Below are 18,373 nucleotides of genomic sequence, written 5' to 3'. Positions count from 1 at the left end.
TTCACGTCATGCGCGTCACGCGCGCGGCGCGGCAGACGACGAGCGGATCACGAGCTCGGGATGCAGGTCGTCGGCCGCCTCTTCGGGGCGGCCCTCGATGTGCGCGATCAGGCGCTGCGCCGCGGCACGGCCCATGCCTTCGAAGGGCTGCCGCACGGTCGTCAGGGCGGGCGAGGCGAACGCGGCCAGCGCGATGTCGTCGACGCTGACCACCGAGACGTCCTCGGGCACCCGCCGCCCTGCCTCGTGCAGGGCGCGGATCAGCCCGAACGCCATCTCGTCGCTGGATACGAACACGGCGGTGGCATCCGGGATCGCGGCGATCGTGCGCCCGGCGCGATAGCCCGACTCGGGCGTCCAGTCGCCGGGGATCACCGGCGGGGGCGTGATGCCGCGCTCGGTGAGCACCTGCTCCCACGTCTCGCGGCGCTGGCGGGACTCGAGCCAGTAGTCGTCGGCGGGCACGTGCCACACGGTGCGGTGCCCGAGGTCGAGCAGATGCTCGACCGCCAGCCGGGCGATCGCGTGCTGGTCGACGATGAGCGGGGCGTCCAGGTCGAGCGTGGTGCGCTCGGTGCGCGTGGACGGGGTGCGCTCGGTGCGCATCCGCATGGCGGGGGAGTCGAGCTCGACCGGCACGCCGAGCACGATGCCTTCGGCGCCCTGCCGCTCGAGCCGGTCGAACGCGTCGATGAACGCCGCCGGCGATGCGTGGTCGGGAACCGCCGCCATCGTCACCGTGTAGCCGTTCGCGGCGGCGGCCTGCTCGACGCCGGCGGCGAGAGCGGCCGACGAGTACCGGTCGGTCGAGACGAGGATCATGCCGAGGATGCGGGTGCGGCCCGAGGCCAGCGACGCCGCGGCGGCATGGATGCGGTAGCCCAGTGACTCGACGGCCGCGTGCACGCGCTGCGCGGTCTCGGGGCGGACGTTCTGCTGGCCGGAGAGCACGCGCGAGACGGTCTGGGCGCTGACACCGGCGACGCGCGCGACGTCGATCTGGTTGGGTGCGCGGTCGGCGGTGGGGCGGCGGGGCGACATGGGGCAATGGTAGCGCCCCGTCCCTTTGATTCCGGGGGTTCTCCTCGAAACGTGTGCGATGATGTGAACGCAAACATGATTGGCAACGGGGAGACGTCTTGACCAGTTCCGCACCCTCGCTCACCTGGCGCGACGGCCAGATCCTCCGCGACGGAGAACCGCACCGCATCCTGTCGGGCGCCGTGCACTACTTCCGCGTCCATCCCGACCAGTGGGAGGACCGCCTGCGCCGCCTCGCGGCGATGGGAGCGAACACCGTCGACACCTACGTCGCGTGGAACTTCCACGAGCGCGTCGAGGGCGAGTACGACTTCACCGGCTGGCGCGACGTCGCCCGGTTCATCCGCATCGCCGGTGAGGTCGGGCTGGACGTGTTCGTGCGCCCCAGCCCCTACATCTGCGCGGAGTGGTCGAACGGCGGCATCCCGTTCTGGCTGTCCGGCCGGGTGCGCGCGCTGCGCACCTCGGATGCCGGGTTCCTCGCCGCCGTCGACGCCTGGTACGACGCTCTGCTGCCGCAGCTCGAGCCGCTGCAGGCCGCGCATGGCGGCCCGATCCGACTCATCCAGGTCGAGAACGAGTACGGTTCCTTCGGATCGGATGCCGCATATCTGACGCACCTGCGCGACGGACTGCGCTCGCGCGGCATGGTCGAGATGCTCACCACCGCTGACGGCACCCTGCCCGACATGGTCCGTAACGGCAGCGTCGACGGCGCCATGGGCACCTTCACCTTCGGCACAGGAGTGCAGGAGGCCGTGCGACTGCGCCGCGACGATCACCACCTGATGTGCAGCGAGCTCTGGGGCGGTTGGTTCGACCACTGGGGCGAGCAGCACCACGTGCGCTCCGCCGCCAGCATGATCGGCACCGTGCAGGAGCTGCTCGACGAGGGCGGATCCGTCAGCATCTACATGGCGCACGGCGGCACGAACTTCGGCCTGTGGGCCGGCGCCAACCATGACGGCGTCATCCAGCCGACGATCACGTCCTACGACTCCGATGCCCCGATCGGCGAGGACGGCAGCGTGAACGACAAGTTCCACGCGCTGCGCGCGGCGTTCGCGCCGTTCCACTCTTCGCCGCTGCCGCCGGTCCCGGATGCTCCGAAGCGGCAGCCCGCGGCATCCGCTGCGCTCGAGCCGGTGGCGTCGCTGCTCGACGTGGTGCGCGCCCAGCCGGTCGTCGCCGCCGCGGCCCAGCCGCTGAGCTTCGAGGAGCTCGGCGCCGAGGACGGGCTGGTCGCGTACTCGTCCGATGTGAGCTTCCCGGCGTCGTCGACGCTGACCCTGCTCGAGCTGCACGACCGCGCGACGGTGTTCCTCGACGGCGAGCGGCTCGGCACCATCGAGCACGACGGCGAGCAGTCGCTCGCGCTTCCCGCCGAGGGCGGTTCCGGCGCGCTGACGATCGTCGTGGAGAGCCTCGGTCGCATCAACTACGGCGCGTACACCGGGCAGCACAAGGGCATCCTCGGCGGCGTGCTCATCGGCCGCCGGTACGCGCACGGCTGGGAGCACCGGGTCGTGCCTCAGTCGGCTCCGTCCCCCGCCCCGGCTCCTGAGCGCCCTTCGTCTCGCTTCGCTCGCTCAGGATCCGCTCCGCGAGACGAAGGTCGCCCCGACGGCGCCGCCACCGCGACCTTCGACGTCAGCGACCCGGCCGACGCCTGGCTCGCCTTCCCCGGCGGGGCGAAGGGCATGGTCTGGCTGAACGGCTTCCTGCTCGGCCGGTACTGGGAGCGCGGCCCGCAGGTCACGCTCTACGCGCCCGGCCCGCTGTGGCGCGAGGGGCGCAACGAGATCGTCGTGCTCGACACGGACCGCCTCGGGGCTTCGGTCGAGATCCGCGAGCAGCCCGACTTCGGCGCATCCGAGGAGTTCATCGGCGCGTAGCGCCGCGGCACCCGTGGGCTCGGGCCGTCCGCGTGCTCGACCGCGCGGTCGAGCACGTCCCCGGGTCAGGCCGTCGCGGCGCGCAGCGCGATCTCGATCATGTCGCCGAAGGTCTGCTCACGCTCCTGCGCAGTGGTCGCCTCGTGCGTGACGAGGTGGTCGGAGACCGTGCAGATGCTCAGCGCGCGGCGCTGCCGATGGGCCGCGAGCGTGTAGAGCGCGCTGGTCTCCATCTCGACGCCGAGCGCGCCGTGCGCGACGAACGGGTCGTTCAGCTCGGGGCGGGTCGTGTAGAACTGGTCGCTCGAGAACAGCAGTCCGACGTGCACGGCGCTCTCGAGATCCATCGATTCGGAGGCCTCGACAGCTGCGCGCAGCAGTCCGAAGTCCGCGACCGGGGCGTAGTCGAGCCCGTGGAAGCGCACCCGGTTGATCCCCGAGTCCGTGCAGGCGCCGTTGGCGATGATGATGTCGCGCTTGCCGACCCGCTCGGTGAGCCCGCCACACGTTCCGACCCGCACGATGGTCTGCACGTCGTACTGGTCGAACAGCTCGTTGGCGTAGATCGACATCGACGGCTGCCCCATGCCGGAGCCCTGCACCGAGACACGGTGCCCCTGCCAGGTGCCGGTGAAGCCCAGCATCCCGCGGGTCTGCGAGTACAGCACGGCGTCGTCGAGGAAGTTCTCGGCGATCCACTTGGCCCGCAGCGGGTCTCCGGGGAACAGGACGATGGGGGCGATCTCGCCCGGGGCTGCGGCGATGTGCGGAGTGCTCATTCCGCCAGGCTATCCGCGCGATAGCCTGGAACCGCGACTGGCGTGGCCGGGTGACCGGCGGGGAGCGTGGAGTACGGCATCGACCGCCTGGGTGCCCATCGGAACGATGGGAGCACACATGCGATACGGGATGAATCCGCACCAGGCCGCCGAGGTCACCGGAGGGCCGGCCGTCATGAACGGCGAGCCGTCGATGATCAACTACCTCGACGCGCTGAACGCCTCGGCCCTGGTGCGCGAGGCGGATGCCGCCACCGGACTGCCCGCTGCGGCATCCTTCAAGCACGTGTCGCCGGCCGGCGCGGCCGTCGCCGGGACGATCGACGACGTGGCGTCCGAGACCTGGCGGGTGGCGGATGACGGCGGGCTGATCTCCGCCTATGTGCGCGCCCGCGACGCCGACCCGAAGTCGTCGTTCGGTGACGTGGTGGCGCTCTCGCGCCCCGTCGACACCGCGACGGCCGAGTTCCTGCGCACCGTGATCTGCGACGCCGTGATCGCCCCGGGGTACGAGGAGGGTGCGGTCGCGCTGCTCAGCGAGAAGCGCGGCGGCCGCTTCCTCGTGTTCGAGTCGGATGCTGCGGAGCCGCCCCTGCGCGAGCGACGGGAGCTGGTCGGCGCGGTGCTCGAGCAGGATCGCGATGCCGCCGACGTCGCCGCCGCGCTTCCGCAGGACGCGCTTGACGAGGCGGGGCGCCGCGATGCACTGGTGGGCATGATCACCGCGCGGTACACCCAGTCGAACTCGGTCGTGCTCGTGCGGGACGGCGCCGCAGTCGGCATCGGTGCCGGCCAGCAGAACCGCGTCGACTGCGTGCGCCTGGCCGGCTCGAAGGCGCGGGTGTGGTGGCTGCGCCGGCATCCGTTCGTGCGCGAGCTGCCCGAGGTCGCGGGCATGCGGCGCCAGGACCGGTTGAACTGGCAGGTCCGCTTCGCAGGGGCGGAGATGACCCGCGCGCAGCGAGCGGAGTTCGCGGGACTGTTCGGACCGGAGGCATCCGACCGGTACGCGGATGCCGGCTGGCGCGACGCCTGGTGCGAGGGGCTCGACGGGATCACGCTGGTGTCGGACGGCTTCCTGCCGTTCCGCGACAACGTCGATCATGCCGCGGAGTTCGGCGTCTCGACGCTCGTCGAGCCGGGCGGATCGGCCCGGACCGACGAGGTCGCCGCGGCCGCTGCCGAGCACGGTATCGCGCACGTGCAGACCGGGCTGCGCCTGTTCCGGCACTGAGTATCATTCCCAGAGAGACCCGATGAAAGCGCAAACATCCTCGCGATTTCAGTGAATGAAGGGGAATCCCTTGTTGAAACATCCGATCTCTGTTAGCGTCCTGCGTGATCCCCACCCCCGACGCAATGGAGCAGAAGGATGCGTGTTCCCCGTACTCTCAGGCACAGATCACTGGCCGTGCTCAGCGCGGCCGTCATCGTCGGAGCGCTCGTGACGCCCGGCGCGGCGTCCGCCGCGGAGACCGACGACCTCGACATCGCCTTCGGCGGCTCGCTGGTGGGCACCACCGCCTACACGACCGTCGAGGGCGAGACCATGCGCGGTGTCGTGCACCGCACGAACGGCGCCGAGGAGCAGCTCCCCGGCGGGGGAGTCTCGCTCGGTGGCGGCACTCAGGGCATCCGCTTCGACGCCTCTGGATTCACGCTCGCCGACCCTGGTGCCACCAGCGGATTCGTCGCCGAGCTGTCGGTCACGCCGCAGACGAGCCAGGACGACATGGCGACGCTCTTCGGCGCCGGCGGCAACCTGTTCGTGCGGCTCGAGGGCGGCCAGCTGGTCTACGGCTTCGACTCGGTCTCCGGTGGCACCTGGTCCAAGCACCGGCTGACCGCGGTGGCCCCGGCCGGCGGCACCGGACACGACCTGTCGGTGCAGTACATCCGCGCAGGCGCGGGCGCCGAGCTGCACCTGGCCGTCGACGGCGTCGCGCTCGAGCCCGTGATCTCGTCGGCACCTGCCGCGATCTCCGCCGAGGCGGCCGCCTCCTTCGGATTCGGCAACGACGTGCACCCTGCGGCCACCGGCCGCGGCTACAAGGGCGACCTGAGCCGCATCCGCGTGGCATCCGGCCTCACCGCCTACGACCCCGCGCAGAACACCTACCAGCCGGCCCCGGTCACGAAGACCCTGCTGAACGCCGGATTCTCCGGAACGCTCGACGGCGCGGCCTACAAGGCCGCGGGCGGGGACGTGCTCTCCGGCGCGCTCGCGATGCGCGGCGGCGCGACGGTCTCGTCCGGCGCCCTCGCGCTCTCCGCCGCCGCGCAGGCGGCCGACTTCACGGCATCCGACGCGCCGTTCACCGGCGCGAGCCTGGACGCCGGGTTCGTGGTCGAGCTGGAGTTCACCGCGGATGCCGCGCAGAAGGATCTCGCCACCCTCGCCGCCGTCGGCGGCAACTTCTCGGTGCGGTACCGCAACGACGGGCTGCAGTACGGCTTCAGCTCGAACCAGTCGGGCAAATGGGTCGACCACATGGCGACCACCGGCCTGCCGGCGAACGGCAAGGCGCACATCGTCTCGGTGGCCTACCAGCCGACCGAGGGAGGCGGCGCGGAGCTGACCGCCTGGCTCGACGGCGTCGAGCTGCCGCCGGTCAAGGCCGCGGAGCGCTCCACCCGCAACACGGGAGTCACCGTCACGGCATCCCTCGGCAACGAGGTGCCGAGCATCGGCGGCCGCGCGTTCGTGGGCAAGATCGACCGTGCCAGGTTCGCCCTGCTCACCGAGCCGTTCAGTGCCAAGTCCTTCGAGTACCAGCAGCTGAAGCCGGTCATCCCGTGCGCCGACATGTCGGACGTGAAGCCGGGCAACTACGTTGAGGTCTCGGCAGAAGACTGCCCCGCGAACGTGATCGCGAAGTCCACGCTGGTGCGACCGACCCCGCAGCAGCTGCGCTGGCAGGAGCTCGGCCTCACCGCCTTCGTGCACTTCGGCATCAACACCTTCTACGACCAGGAGTGGGGCCACGGCACCGAGGACCCGGCGCGCTTCGATCCGACCGGCGACGTCGACGTGGACGGCTGGATGAAGACCCTGCGCGACTCCGGTCACCGCATGGCGATCCTCACGCTGAAGCACCACGACGGTTTCGTGCTCTACCCGTCGCGCTACACCGACTACGACATCGCCGCGACGCCGTGGAAGGGCGGCAAGGGCGATCTGGTGAAGGAGTTCACCGACGCGGCGCGCAAGTACGGCATGAAGGTCGGCCTGTACATGTCGCCCGCCGACTCGCACGAGGAGCTCACCGGACGGTTCGGCAACGGCAGCCCCAAGTCGGCCCGCACCATCCCGACCCTCGTCGAGGGCGATGACCGCGCGGGCAAGGATCTCCCCACCTTCAGCTACGACGCCACCGACTACGGCGCCTACTTCCTGAACTCGCTCTACGAGATCCTCACCCAGTACGGCCAGATCGACGAGGTCTGGTTCGACGGCTCGAACGGCAACACCGAGAAGCAGGAGCTGTTCGACTACCCCGCCTTCTACGACCTGATCGGCAAGCTGCAGCCGAACGCGGTCGTGGCCGTCGGCGGGCGCGACGTCCGCTGGGTCGGCAACGAGTCCGGCACCGCCCGTCAGGACGAGTGGGCGCCGATGGCGGTGAAGGTTCCCGATGACGGCGGCAAGATCGGCGTGGTCGGCGGCGGGTCGTTCGAACAGGTCGGCTCCGCGGCCACCCTGATCGCCGGCGCCACCGGCGGGGCGAACGCCCTGCACTGGTGGCCGACCGAGTCCGACATGAAGCTCACGCAGGGCTGGTTCGCGCACCCCACCGACACCCCGAAGAGCGGTCCGACGCTGCTGAACCACTATCTGAACACGGTGGGTCGCAACTCGGTGATGCTCCTGAACAACCCGCCCACGACGAACGGGTCGTTCGCTCCGGCATCCGTGTCGGCGCTGGAGTCCTTCGCGGCCGAGCGCCGCAAGGCCTTCGGCACGGACTTCGCACTCGGCCTGCCGGTCGAGGCGCCCGACGGCCCGACCGCCGCACTCACCGACGGCAGCCGCCGGTCGGCGTGGAAGGGCGAGGGAGCGGGGGCGTCCTTCACGGTCGACCTCGGGTCGCCGCAGACCGTCACCCGGGTCACGCTCGCCGAGGGCGTGGATGTCGCAGGCCAGTCGGTCGACGCGTTCCACATCGAGGCCGAGGTGGACGGCGCCTGGAAGAAGGTCGGCGCCGCAGGCACGATCGGCGTCAGCCGCATCGTGACCCTGACCGCGCCGACCACGGCGCAGAGGTTCCGGGTTGTCATCGACTCGGCGCGCGGGGCGTTCGCCCTCGCCGCGCTGAAGGTGCACCCGACCCTCGCGGAGGACCCGGGCCGTCTGTCCGAGGTGTGGCTGGACTGCGCCGCGGAGCGGGCCGGCGACGGCTCGCAGGCGCGGCCGTTCTCGTCGCTCGAGCAGTTCCGCGAGACCGAGCTGGCGCCGGGTGCCGCCGTGCACCTGAAAGCCGGAACGACCTGCGCCGACTCCGACACCCCGTTCTGGGGCTACGGCACGACCGAGAAGCCGATCGTCGTCGACCTGTACGGCGGGAACGAGGCGCCGACCTTCGGCGACCGCACTGCACGTGAGGTCTTCGCCGGCCTGGAGACGCAGGGCTGGCAGCTCGCGTTCGATGACCGGGCGCCCAGCGTGGCGATCGGAAAGGACGCCGTGAAGGTCGGCGACCTGGTGACCGTCTTGGTGGCCGACTTCCCCGCCGAGGCGGCCGTGTCGGTCGGCTTCGCGGGCGCCGCGCGCCCGAAGGGCACGATCACCACCGACGCCGATGGCGCGGGCTCGGTGTCGCTGCGCATCGCGGGAGTGGCGCCGGGCACCTACCTGCTCGTCGCGACCGGTCCCGACGGAGCCAGGGCCGAGCAGAAGGTCGTCGTGACGGCCGGGAACAGCCCGGTGCCGCCGTCCGGCGGCCCGGAGATCGCGCCCGTCTGATCGCACATCCGCAGCGCCGGGTGCCGGGGTCCGGCATCCGGCGCTGCGGTGTGTGACGGGGCGGACGGTGCGGCACCCGTCGCAGCGCGCGTCGCCCGGGGTACCGGAGCGCCGGACGCCGGGATGTCGGCGACCGATGGTTCGATGGGGGCATGGAGCGGCAGGCGAAGGAGCAGGCGCTGCGCGAGCAGGACCGCGGGCTGTGGGCCACGACGATCTGCTTCGTGCTCGGCACAACCTTCGGCACTCTGCTGCTGATCGGCCCGCCCCGTCCACTGGCCGGGCCCGGCTCGATCATGATGCCCGCGGCGCTCGTCGCCGGTGTCATCGCCGCTGCGGCGTTCGTGGTCAGCACGCTGCAGCACCGACGCGGCGAGACCTCCGGGATGCCGCGCTGGCAGACCGTCGTGTCGGATGTCTCATCCGTCGCAGTGACGATCGCGCTCGGAGGCGTGACCGCGCTCGGCACGCTGCTGGGCGCCGAGGTGTTCGCGAGCGGGTTGCAGGACATCTCGCTCGTCCCGCTCGTCGGCGGGATCTTCACGGGCGTGGCATCCGCCGTCGGCGGGCGACTGGCGTACGCGGCCGGTGTGGACCTGCGCACCACCGACCTCGCTGCGCTGCTGTTCGGGTTCCTGATCATCGGCACGCTGTTCGCGATGATCACGGCGGCCGATCCGCTCTGGTGGCAGAAGAACTTCTCGCAGCTCGGCGGCGGCATGGGCGCCTGGGCTTTCAACGGCACGCTCATGGTCGCCGGCCTGCTGATCGCCACGGTCGGCTCGTACATCGGCCGCGACCTGCACCGGCTGCTCGGCGACGGAGCACTTCGCCGGATCGCCCTCGTCGTGATCGCCTGGGCGCTGGCCGGTGCCGCGCTCGCCGCGGTCGGGCTGCTGCCGATCACTCTCGTGCCGACCCCGCACTTCATCGCCGCGACGGCCGCGCTCGTCCTGTTCGTGGTCGCCGCCGTCGTGACGGTGCTCGTGCTGCCGAAGGAGTGCTCGCGCACGCTGCGGGCCACGACGCTCGCGGTGGTGGCCGTGGTGGTCCTCGCGGTCGTCCTCGCGTTCGCGCTGCGACTGTTCCCGATCACCGCGCTCGAGGCGATCGTCGTGGGCCTCGCCCTGCTGTGGATGTCGACGCTCGTGCGCCTGCTCGCGATCCTCGCCCCCGACGTGTCGCGCCCCTCCGAGGTGCGCTCGCCGCTGCGTCGGCTCTGAATCTGAGCGCGAGAAACCACCTCCCGCGTCAGAAACCATGTGGCGCATGGTTTCTCGCGCTGGAGGTGGTTTCTCGCGGACGGCGACTCATTCTCCACAGGCGAGAAGGAGGGGAGGAGTTGTTTGAGGGGCGGCACAGGGGGCGTGGAGAGGCCAGCATGGGCGGATGCCGCTGCTGCTGTCCGACCGCGCCGCCACCATGTCACCGCTCCCGCTCATCGAAGCGGCGCGTGCACGTATGCTCGGCATCCACCTGGATCCGTCGACGCACGCCCGCATCCGCAAGGGAATCTATGTCGACCGCGCCGCCTACGGCGGGCTGAAACCCTGGGAGCGATACGCGGTGCGAGTGCATGCCTTCGTGCTGCGGCATCCCTCCGCCGTCTTCTGCTTGGAGTCCGCAGCGGTCGTGCACGGGCTGCCGTTGTTCGGAGCGCCCCGCGACATCCATGTGTACGACCCAGAACGCACCGCCTCCCGTCGATTCGGCGACGTCGCGGTGCACACCTGGGGTGATCCGCGCGAGGTCGACGAGGTCGCCGGCATCATGGTCACGTCGCTCGCGGACACCGTCATCGATCTGGGGCGTGTACTGCAGCCCGCACCCGCGCTGGCCGTCGCGGACGCGGCGATGTCCCCGGCGCAGGGAGGAGCCATGTCACTCGTCCAGCTGCGAGACCGAGCCCGCAGCCAGCGCACGAGACGCGGGAACGCACGGTTGCGGTGGCTCTGGGAGCACGCTGACGGAGCGTCCGAGTCCCCCGGCGAGAGCGTGAGCAGAGCGGTGATCGGGTGGGCCGGATTCGAGCGTCCGGAACTGCAGCGGGAGTTCCGGTACGAGGGGTACCTCGACCGCGCTGACTTCTTCTTCGCGAAGAAGCGGGTGATCGGTGAATCGGACGGATGGCAGAAGTATGCCTTGCATGACCCGGATGCCGCTGCGCGGCTGCTGGCAGAGGAGAAGCGTCGGGAGGATCGGCTGCGTCGGAACGGGCATCCGTTCGCGCGCTGGGATCTGTCGGATGCGTGGCGGGTGGATCCCCTCGTACGGGCCCTGCGCGCCACCGGCATGCGCCCTGTGCGTCACCCCGACGCGGCCTTCCTGGCGACCCTCACGCGTCGCACGCGGTGACCCCGCCGCTAGAAACCATCTGCCGCGCGAGAAACCATGCGCCACGTGGTTCTTCACACGGGAAGTGGTTTCTCGGCGGAGAGGGGAACAGCGTCAGCCTTCGCGCCGCCGCACGATCTCCGCGATCCAGCTCGGTGCGAACGGGCTCGTGCAGTTCGGCGGAGTCGGGTAGTCGGCGAGCACCTGCAGGTTCTCGCCGATGCGCACCGCGCGCTCGCGGCGCGACGGGTCGTAGATACCGATGTTCGCGAGGGTCTCGTTCATCGCCCACTGCAGGCGCTCCGGGGCATTCTTCATCTCGCGCTCGATCTGGTCCAGCAGTGCGTCGAGGTCGAGTCCGTCGGGGCTCTTCATCACACGCGTCGTGGTGAGCGACCAGGCGGATGCCGCGACATCCGGATCCGCGTCGTCGAACCAGCGCTGCCGCATCTCCTCGGCCAGCGGCGACTTCTTCACGATGTAGTTCACCAGCCAGTCGGACACCTTCGGGCCGTCCGCCTCGCGCATCATGCGGTCGAGGTCGTCGGCAGAGAACTCCTTCGGCTTCACGATCAGCAGCGAGACCAGCCGGGCGGCCGTGTCGCCGGTCGCCCACAGCTCTCGGGACAGCAGGGGCGAGGTTCCGGCGGCCTTCGCGACGCCGCGCAACTTCGTGAGGTTCACGCCGTGGTGATCACCGTGCCGCTCGTTCACGGCGCGCATCTTCGGGTCTTCGAGGTCGGCGAGCTCCGCGAGAACACTGTCGACCGTGGCATCCGTCATGTCGTCAGCCTACGTCGGACGGGAGGACGGGCTCAGACCGGCAGGCGCACCGTCACGACCAGGCCGCCGCCGTCCAGCGGTGCCAGCGACAGTGTCCCGGCGTGCGCGCGGACGATGGATGCCGCGATCGCCAGCCCCAGGCCGACGCCGTCACCGTGCTCGGTCGTACGGGCTCCGCGCTGGAACGGCTCGGTCAGGTGCGCGATGTCACCATCGGTGAGACGAGCGCCGTCGTTCCCGACGATCAGTTCGACCGTCCCCGCAGACGTCGAGGTGCGCACGGCGACCCCGCCGCCCGATGCGCGGTTGTGCACGATCGCGTTGTGCACCAGGTTGGTGGCCAGCTGCTGCAGCAGAGCGGTCGATCCCGTCGTGACGGCCGGAGACAGGTCGGTGTCGAACACCACCGAGCGGCTCGCCGCCAGCGGCGACAGCGTCTCGACCGCATCCTCCGCGAGCAGGGCGAGATCCACCGTCTCGGAGGCCCGCACGGCGCCCTCGGCCCGCGACAGCATCAGCAGAGACTCGGTCAGGGCGATCGCCCTGGCGTTCACGGCCGCCAGCCGTGCCAGCAGTTCGTCGCGGTCCGCAGAAGGGTCGGCGGACGCCACCTCGAGCATCGTCCGCGTGATCGCCAGCGGCGTCCGGAGCTCGTGCGAGGCGTTCGCCGCGAACCGCTGCTGCTCGCCGACGTGCCGCTCCAGCTCGGCCAGCATCCGGTCGAAGGCATCCGCGAGGTCGGTGAACTCGTCGCGGCGGCCGGGCAGCGAGACGCGATGCGCGAGCGAGCCGGATGCGGCGAGCCCGGCCGCCTCGTGCAGCCGGCCCAGCGGGCGCAGCATCCGTCCGGCCAGCAGCCAGCCGCCGACCAGCCCGCACACCACCAGCACGGCGAACATCGCCACCGTCGGCGGAGTGAACGCGCGCACCAGGTCGCGCTGGCTGGGCACGCGCTGCGGCTGGCCGTTCCAGCCCTGCATCCACCCCGATCCGTCCGGCACGTATCGCAGCAGGAACAGCCACACCACGGCCAGGAGCAGCGCGCCGGTGAGCACGATGACGCCCGCATAGCTCAGCGCGAGCCGCATCCGCACCGACATTCCGCGGCTACGAACCATCATCGATCCGGTATCCGACGCCGGGCACGGTCACGATCACCCACGGCTCGCCGAGCCGCTTGCGCAGTCCCGACATCGTGATCCGCACCGCGTTGGTGAACGGATCGGCGTTCTCGTCCCAGGCCCGTGCGAGCAGGTCCTCGGCGCTCACCACGCCGCCGCCCGCGGCGACCAGCACCTCGAGCACGGCGAACTGCTTGCGGGTCAGCGGCACGTACCGGCCGTCGCGGAAGACCTCGCGGCGGAAGGGATCGATGCGCAGCCCCGCCAGTTCGCGCACCGGCGGCGCGGCATGAGCCGTGCGGCGGGCCAGCGCACGCAGCCGCAGCACCAGCTCGCGCAGCGCGAAAGGCTTGGTGAGATAGTCGTCGGCGCCCAGTTCGAACCCGGTTGCCTTGTCGTCGAGCCGGTCCGCCGCGGTGAGCATGAGGATCGGGGTCCCGGAGCCGGATGCCACGATCCACTGCGCGACCTCGTCGCCGGTCGGCCCCGGCACGTCGCGGTCGAGCACCGCGACGTCGTAGGTGTTGTACGAGAGCAGCTCGAGCGCGGCGTCGCCGTCCGGCGCGATGTCGGCGGCCATCGCCTCCAGCCGCAGACCGTCGCGGACGGCCTCGGCGAGAAGCGGCTCGTCCTCAAGGATCAGCACCCGCACGCTCGCAGTCTACAAAGCCGGATGTATCGAAAATGTATGCTCCCCGGCATACGTCCCGGCAACGTCCGGTTCGAGAGCGTGGAGGGCATGAGTACTCTCGCGCAGCGCCCTCGGGCCCCGTTCGTCCTCGTCTCCGCCCTCGGGCTCGCCCTGCTCGGCATGGGCGTCGTCGTCGCTGGGGTGATCGCGCAGGTGTCCGTGGCGACTCCGGATGCCGGGATGCCGGGTGGGGACCCGGCACCGCCGGCCGCCGCGGCGTCCGCCGCGTCGGAAGGGGCCGACGAGAAGGTCTCGCCGTTCGACGACCGGAACCCGTCGATCACGAAGCTCGATCCCGAGCTGCGCGGGGCGCTGCGCGAGGCCGCGACCGCCGCCCGGAGGGAGGGGTACGAGATGGTCGTGAACAGCGGATGGCGCACGCCGCAGCGTCAGGAGCAGCTGCTGGTCGAGGCGATCTCGACCTACGGCTCGCGCGAGGAGGCGGCCAAGTGGGTGGCGCCGGCCGAGAAGTCCTCCCACGTGCACGGCGAGGCCGTCGACGTCGGAGATCTGGACGCCGCGATCTGGCTCGGACAGAACGGCGCGGAGTTCGGCCTGTGCCAGACCTACGCCAACGAGCGATGGCACTTCGAGTACCGGGCATCCGCGCCGCAGGACGGTTGTCCGGAGGCGTACCCCGACCCGACCTACGATCCCCGGCTGCAGTGACGACCGCGCCTGGGCTCAGGCCGCCGGTCGGGTGCCCGCCGGCGCGACCTTGGTGATGTCGAGGGCCGCACACGCGAGACCCGGCGAGCCCGCCGGGCCGCCGATTTCAGCGGTCGAGATCGGCGAGGCCGGAGATCACCCTGTCCAGTCCGAACTCCCAGGCGCGCCGGGCGTCGTAGGGGGTGCCCATCGCCTCTCCGGCGGCTCCGCCGACACGGCGCGCGAGCGGGAAGTCCTCGCCGAGGTAGCGCGCGAGGCTTCCGGCGGACTGCTCCCACACCTCGCCGAAGACCGTGTCGTCCGGCATCCGCACGATCCGGGGAGCGGCGGCGCGCACGAAGTCGAGGACGAACGACAGGGCGGCATCCCGCGCGACGTCATCGACCGCCGTGCCATCGAACGCGTGCAGCTCGTGGTCGTACTTCGCGATCGTGCCGGGACCCAGCGCGGTACGAGGATCGTGCACATCGAGCAGCCACGGATGACGGCGGAGCAGTGTCAGGTTGTCCTCGGCGACGGTGCGCACCCGGTCGCGCCAGTCCGCACCGGAGGAGGGCGTGGAGGCCATCTGCGCGTGCGCGCTGTCCGCCATGAGCACGAGCAGGTCGTCGCGGCTGCCGACGTGCGTGTACACGGACATCGTCGTCATGCCGAGCGAGTCGGCCAGGCCGCGCACGGTGAGGCCGGCCAGGCCGAGGTCGTCGGCCAGCGAGACCGCCCGGTCGACGACCTCGCCGACCGAGTGCTTCGGCCGCGGACCGCGGCGTCCGCCCGACGGTGCACCCGGAGCGTCGCGCCACAGCAGATCGATCAACGGCCTCGGCATCGCGGAACCTCCTCGGGAATATTTCAATAATAGTGTACGTTGTACGAAGTTATGACGGGAGACACCATGAACATCACCCAGACCGCCATCTCGCTCAACGTCGCGGACGTCGACGCCTCCGCCGACTTCGCCAAGACCCACTTCGGATACCAGGAGGCGATGGCCGCCGAGGGGTTCGTGTCGCTGCAGCATCCCGCCGTGGCGACGAACCTCATCTTTCTCGCCACCGGGCTCGACACGTTCAAGCCCGCCGAGATCGCCGGCTCAGCCGGGCAGGGCCTTCTGCTCGTGTTCGTCGTGGACGACCTCGACGAGCAGTTCGCGCGCATCCGGGCCGCGGGAGCGAGGGTCGTCACCCCTCCCGAGGCCGAACCATGGGGCGAGCGCTACTGCCAGTTCGCCGACCCCAACGGTCTGATCTGGCAGCTGGTGCAGTGGATGTGACGACAGCGGAGAACGCCGGTCCCCGACGCGCGTCGGGGACCGGCGTTCCGGTTCACAGCCGGATCAGCCCTGCGGCGTCGTCATCCCGGCGTGCCGGACGTCCACCATCCGATCCATCGCCGCCAGCAGGCGGACGGAGTCGGGGCGGGTGTCATCCGACGGGCGGTGCATCAGCATGCGCAACGAGGCGAGCGCGAGCATGATCGCGGCATCGGCGACCTCTTCCGACTCCGCGCGCTCGGCGACGAGCTCCTGGAACTCCGCCTTCAGCGCACTCATCCACTGAGTGAACTCCGTGACGAGCTGCGGCTGCTCCGAGATGAGTCGCTTCAGCCGCCGCCGCTCCATGCCTGAGCTCATCGTGTCGGCGAGCAGATCGCAGATGGCCGGCATGAGTTCACCCTCCGTCTTGCGGAAGCGCTCGGCGGCCGCGGGAGAGATGATCTGCTCGGGCAGGTTGAGCGTGGCCGCGCTCTTCGACGGGAAGTAGTTGAAGAACGTACGGGGGGAGACGCCGACCTCCTCGCAGATCTGCTCGACGGTCGTGCCGTCGAGACCCTGCCGTTCGACCAGGCGCAGGGCAGCCTCATGCAGTGCCGCCCTGCGCTGCTTCTTCTTGCGCTCGCGCAGCCCCACAGCGGGCTCCCCTGCGGCCTGGTCGTCGGTCATGTCAGTTCTGCACCTTGATCGTTCCGGTCTCGCTGAGCCCGGCCTCATCGGCGCGCTCCTGCAGCGCGGAGCGGGTGCGCAGCGGCGGTGCGCGGAAGAACCAGCTCAGCACGAAGGCGAGCATCAGCACTCCGAAGCCTACCCAGTAGATGACGTCGATGGCCTGGGTGAACCCGACCATGAACGGCTTGGTGAGTGCGGCATCCGCTCCGTTCAGGAAGGAGGTGTCGCTGACGGCGCTGCTCGAACCGCCCGACGCCTTCGAGTCGCCGCTGGCGATCTTGTCGGAGATCTCGGGCGCGAGCTTGTCGACCCAGTAGGTGCGCTGCGCGTCGTCGGCCCAGTCGACCGACACGGTCCCATCCACGACGGATGCGTGCGCCTTGTCGGCGACGACCTGCAGCGCCTTCTCCTGCGCGGCCGGGAGCGCCTCGGCCACCTTCTGATCGATCACGCCCTGCGCGGCGGACGCCGGGAGCTGCCCGGCTGCGACAGCCTGGTCGACACCGGCTGTGACGGCCTTCGTGACGGCATCCGATGCCGCGGCCTCGGCCTTCTGCGACGCGGCGTCGAGCTGCTTCTGGATGCTCTCCTGCAGCGGCTCGACGATCGGCGTCCAGAGCTGTGCCATGACCGCCTCGTTCTGCGGGGCCTCGGCCACCGTCGGGTCGAGCGCAGCGTCGAGGGCCGCGGTCAGGGTGTCCTCGTCGGCCATGCTGTTCACGATGTTCGTCGGCAGCAGCGTGAACAGCAGGGACAGCATGATCGCGGTGCCCAGCGTTCCGCCGATCTGACGGAAGAAGGTCGCGGCGCTGGTCGCGACGCCCATGTCAGGAGCCTCGACCGCGTTCTGGCTCGCCATCGTGAGGGACTGCATGAGCTGGCCGAGGCCGAGGCCGACCACCAGCATGCCGATGAGCATGTACCAGAACGGCGTCTCGCTCGACACGAAGGTCAGGATCAGGAAGCCGATGGCCGTCGTGAGCGTTCCGATGCGCGGGAAGAATCCGTATCGTCCGGTGCGGGCGGTGATCTGACCTGCGGCGAGCGAGGAGATCATCAGCCCCACCACCATCGGCAGCATCGCGAAGCCGGACTCGGTCGGGGTGAGACCGGCGACGATCTGCATGTACAGCGGGATGGTCATCATCGCGCCGAACATGCCGAAGCCGACGAGCACGCCGATGAGGGTGGCCCACGAGAACGCGTGCGAGTGGAACAGACGGATCGGGATGATCGCGTCGCGCTTCATGGCGATCTCGATCAGGACGAACGCGATCGCTCCGAGGCCGCCGATGACGTAGCAGGAGATCGACGTGACCGATCCCCAGCCCCATTCACGGCCCTGCTCGGCGACCAGAAGCAGCGGCACCAGCGCCACGATCACTGCCGTCGCGCCCCACCAGTCGATGCGCGGGTTCTTGTGCGCGGCGATCTTCGGCAGGTGCAGGAAGGCGATGACCATGCCGAGTGCGATGAGTCCGATCGGCAGGTTGATCAGGAAAACCCAGCGCCATCCGGAGACCCAGAGGATCTCGTTCGCACCGGCGAACAGGCCGCCGACGAGGGGACCGATGAGTGACGAGATGCCGAAGACGGCGAAGAAGTACCCCTGGTACTTGGCGCGCTCGCGCGGCGCGAGGATGTCGGCCATGATCGCGAGAGGCAGGGACATCAGGGCGCCGGCGCCGATGCCCTGGACCGCGCGGAAGCCGGCCAGCATCAGCATCGAGGTCGAGAACGAGGCAAGCACCGACCCGAGGATGAAGACGGAGATGCCGAAGATGAACAGCGGCCGGCGACCGAAGATGTCGGAGAGCTTGCCGTAGATCGGCACCGAGATCGTCGACGTGATCAGGTATGCGGTGGTGACCCATGCCTGCTGATCCAGACCGTGCAGGTCGTCGCCGATGGTGCGGATCGCGGTGCCGACGATGGTCTGGTCGAGGGACGACAGGAACATGCCGGCCATGAGGCCGTAGATCACGAACAGGATCTGCCGATGCGTCATGATCGGCTTCGACGCCTCCGGAGGCACAACCGGCGTCGAACCGGCGATCGAGACTGTGGACATGTCAGCCCTTCGGGAGGAGCGGATAATTGCAGACGCGCAATTTTACGCTCATGCAAGTTTTGCGCGGGCTGGGAGTCGAGGCGG

At 70.2% G+C, this 18,373-nt stretch carries 15 protein-coding genes; 7 read left to right on the top strand and 8 right to left on the bottom strand.

The annotated features are described in order from the left end of the window. Positions 1–15 precede the first annotated feature (15 nt). On the bottom strand, positions 16–1,041 hold the full coding sequence (locus ACFVAE_RS09035; RefSeq protein ID WP_378890760.1) for a LacI family DNA-binding transcriptional regulator: 1,026 nt from the start codon (positions 1,039–1,041) through the stop codon (positions 16–18). 98 nt (positions 1,042–1,139) lie between these two features. On the opposite strand from ACFVAE_RS09035, the gene ACFVAE_RS09030 reads away from it, so the two are divergent. Next, a complete protein-coding gene (locus ACFVAE_RS09030) occupies positions 1,140–2,936 on the top strand; it encodes a beta-galactosidase family protein (protein ID WP_378890758.1) in 1,797 nt (598 codons plus the stop codon). 65 nt (positions 2,937–3,001) lie between these two features. Here ACFVAE_RS09030 and deoD read toward each other — a convergent pair whose 3' ends face one another. Continuing rightward, entirely contained in the window at positions 3,002–3,715 is a 714-nt protein-coding gene (gene deoD / locus ACFVAE_RS09025) for a purine-nucleoside phosphorylase (RefSeq protein ID WP_378890755.1), read from the bottom strand. Here deoD and ACFVAE_RS09020 point away from each other — a divergent pair. The 4 genes from ACFVAE_RS09020 (at position 3,669) to ACFVAE_RS09005 (ending at position 11,033) form a co-directional block, all read left to right on the top strand. After that, positions 3,669–4,949: a phosphoribosylaminoimidazolecarboxamide formyltransferase gene (locus ACFVAE_RS09020; RefSeq protein WP_378890753.1), complete on the top strand. Its 1,281-nt coding sequence runs from the start codon at positions 3,669–3,671 to the stop codon at positions 4,947–4,949. The genes deoD and ACFVAE_RS09020 overlap by 47 nt on opposite strands. 138 nt (positions 4,950–5,087) lie before the next feature. Further along, on the top strand, positions 5,088–8,678 hold the full coding sequence (locus ACFVAE_RS09015; protein WP_378890750.1) for an alpha-L-fucosidase: 3,591 nt from the start codon (positions 5,088–5,090) through the stop codon (positions 8,676–8,678). Between the two features lie 152 nt (positions 8,679–8,830). Continuing rightward, positions 8,831–9,901: a DUF998 domain-containing protein gene (locus tag ACFVAE_RS09010; protein WP_378890748.1), complete on the top strand. Its 1,071-nt coding sequence runs from the start codon at positions 8,831–8,833 to the stop codon at positions 9,899–9,901. Positions 9,902–10,067: 166 nt separating this feature from the next. Further along, a complete protein-coding gene (locus ACFVAE_RS09005; protein ID WP_378890746.1) occupies positions 10,068–11,033 on the top strand; it encodes a hypothetical protein in 966 nt (321 codons plus the stop codon). Positions 11,034–11,126: 93 nt separating this feature from the next. Here ACFVAE_RS09005 and ACFVAE_RS09000 read toward each other — a convergent pair whose 3' ends face one another. From ACFVAE_RS09000 to ACFVAE_RS08990, 3 genes are read right to left on the bottom strand one after another with little or no spacing between them, the layout of a single operon-like run. Further along, positions 11,127–11,795, bottom strand: a complete 669-nt coding sequence (locus ACFVAE_RS09000) for a DNA alkylation repair protein (RefSeq protein ID WP_378890744.1) — start codon at positions 11,793–11,795, stop codon at positions 11,127–11,129. Positions 11,796–11,827: 32 nt separating this feature from the next. Further along, complete coding sequence (locus ACFVAE_RS08995; protein ID WP_378890741.1) at positions 11,828–12,916, bottom strand: sensor histidine kinase; 1,089 nt, start codon at positions 12,914–12,916, stop codon at positions 11,828–11,830. Beyond that, positions 12,903–13,568: a response regulator transcription factor gene (locus ACFVAE_RS08990; protein WP_378890738.1), complete on the bottom strand. Its 666-nt coding sequence runs from the start codon at positions 13,566–13,568 to the stop codon at positions 12,903–12,905. The genes ACFVAE_RS08995 and ACFVAE_RS08990 overlap by 14 nt, the downstream gene beginning before the upstream one ends. Before the next feature lie 87 nt (positions 13,569–13,655). On the opposite strand from ACFVAE_RS08990, the gene ACFVAE_RS08985 reads away from it, so the two are divergent. Beyond that, positions 13,656–14,276 (top strand): M15 family metallopeptidase, encoded by a 621-nt coding sequence (locus ACFVAE_RS08985; protein WP_378890736.1) that lies wholly within the window; start codon positions 13,656–13,658, stop codon positions 14,274–14,276. Positions 14,277–14,382: 106 nt separating this feature from the next. On the opposite strand, the gene ACFVAE_RS08980 is transcribed toward ACFVAE_RS08985, so the two are convergent. Then, complete coding sequence (locus ACFVAE_RS08980; RefSeq protein ID WP_378890734.1) at positions 14,383–15,102, bottom strand: TetR/AcrR family transcriptional regulator; 720 nt, start codon at positions 15,100–15,102, stop codon at positions 14,383–14,385. 66 nt (positions 15,103–15,168) lie between these two features. Here ACFVAE_RS08980 and ACFVAE_RS08975 point away from each other — a divergent pair, with 66 nt between their 5' ends. Then, complete coding sequence (locus tag ACFVAE_RS08975) at positions 15,169–15,546, top strand: VOC family protein (RefSeq protein ID WP_378890731.1); 378 nt, start codon at positions 15,169–15,171, stop codon at positions 15,544–15,546. Between the two features lie 63 nt (positions 15,547–15,609). Here ACFVAE_RS08975 and ACFVAE_RS08970 read toward each other — a convergent pair whose 3' ends face one another. Both ACFVAE_RS08970 and ACFVAE_RS08965 read right to left on the bottom strand, forming a co-directional pair. Then, positions 15,610–16,215, bottom strand: a complete 606-nt coding sequence (locus ACFVAE_RS08970; RefSeq protein WP_378890729.1) for a TetR/AcrR family transcriptional regulator — start codon at positions 16,213–16,215, stop codon at positions 15,610–15,612. 1 nt (position 16,216) lies between these two features. Further along, positions 16,217–18,289: an MDR family MFS transporter gene (locus ACFVAE_RS08965; protein ID WP_378890727.1), complete on the bottom strand. Its 2,073-nt coding sequence runs from the start codon at positions 18,287–18,289 to the stop codon at positions 16,217–16,219. Positions 18,290–18,373 lie beyond the last annotated feature (84 nt).

It is taken from the genome of Microbacterium sp. NPDC057659 (assembly GCF_042799915.1).
Lineage (GTDB): Bacteria > Actinomycetota > Actinomycetes > Actinomycetales > Microbacteriaceae > Microbacterium.
The sequence above is the reverse complement of the archived record's forward strand: the minus strand, read 5'-3'. Positions and strand labels throughout refer to the sequence as shown.

Excerpts from the sequence above, each read along its gene's own strand:
- ACFVAE_RS09035 (WP_378890760.1), bottom strand. The coding sequence starts at position 1,041 with ATGTCGCCCCGCCGCCCCACCGCCGACCGCGCACCCAACCAGATCGAC.
- ACFVAE_RS09020 (WP_378890753.1), top strand. The coding sequence starts at position 3,669 with ATGGGGGCGATCTCGCCCGGGGCTGCGGCGATGTGCGGAGTGCTCATT.
- deoD (WP_378890755.1), bottom strand. The coding sequence starts at position 3,715 with ATGAGCACTCCGCACATCGCCGCAGCCCCGGGCGAGATCGCCCCCATC.
- ACFVAE_RS09015 (WP_378890750.1), top strand. The coding sequence starts at position 5,088 with ATGCGTGTTCCCCGTACTCTCAGGCACAGATCACTGGCCGTGCTCAGC.
- ACFVAE_RS09010 (WP_378890748.1), top strand. The coding sequence starts at position 8,831 with ATGGAGCGGCAGGCGAAGGAGCAGGCGCTGCGCGAGCAGGACCGCGGG.
- ACFVAE_RS09005 (WP_378890746.1), top strand. The coding sequence starts at position 10,068 with ATGCCGCTGCTGCTGTCCGACCGCGCCGCCACCATGTCACCGCTCCCG.
- ACFVAE_RS09000 (WP_378890744.1), bottom strand. The coding sequence starts at position 11,795 with ATGACGGATGCCACGGTCGACAGTGTTCTCGCGGAGCTCGCCGACCTC.
- ACFVAE_RS08995 (WP_378890741.1), bottom strand. The coding sequence starts at position 12,916 with ATGATGGTTCGTAGCCGCGGAATGTCGGTGCGGATGCGGCTCGCGCTG.
- ACFVAE_RS08985 (WP_378890736.1), top strand. The coding sequence starts at position 13,656 with ATGAGTACTCTCGCGCAGCGCCCTCGGGCCCCGTTCGTCCTCGTCTCC.
- ACFVAE_RS08980 (WP_378890734.1), bottom strand. The coding sequence starts at position 15,102 with ATGCCGAGGCCGTTGATCGATCTGCTGTGGCGCGACGCTCCGGGTGCA.
- ACFVAE_RS08975 (WP_378890731.1), top strand. The coding sequence starts at position 15,169 with ATGAACATCACCCAGACCGCCATCTCGCTCAACGTCGCGGACGTCGAC.
- ACFVAE_RS08970 (WP_378890729.1), bottom strand. The coding sequence starts at position 16,215 with ATGACCGACGACCAGGCCGCAGGGGAGCCCGCTGTGGGGCTGCGCGAG.
- ACFVAE_RS08965 (WP_378890727.1), bottom strand. The coding sequence starts at position 18,289 with ATGTCCACAGTCTCGATCGCCGGTTCGACGCCGGTTGTGCCTCCGGAG.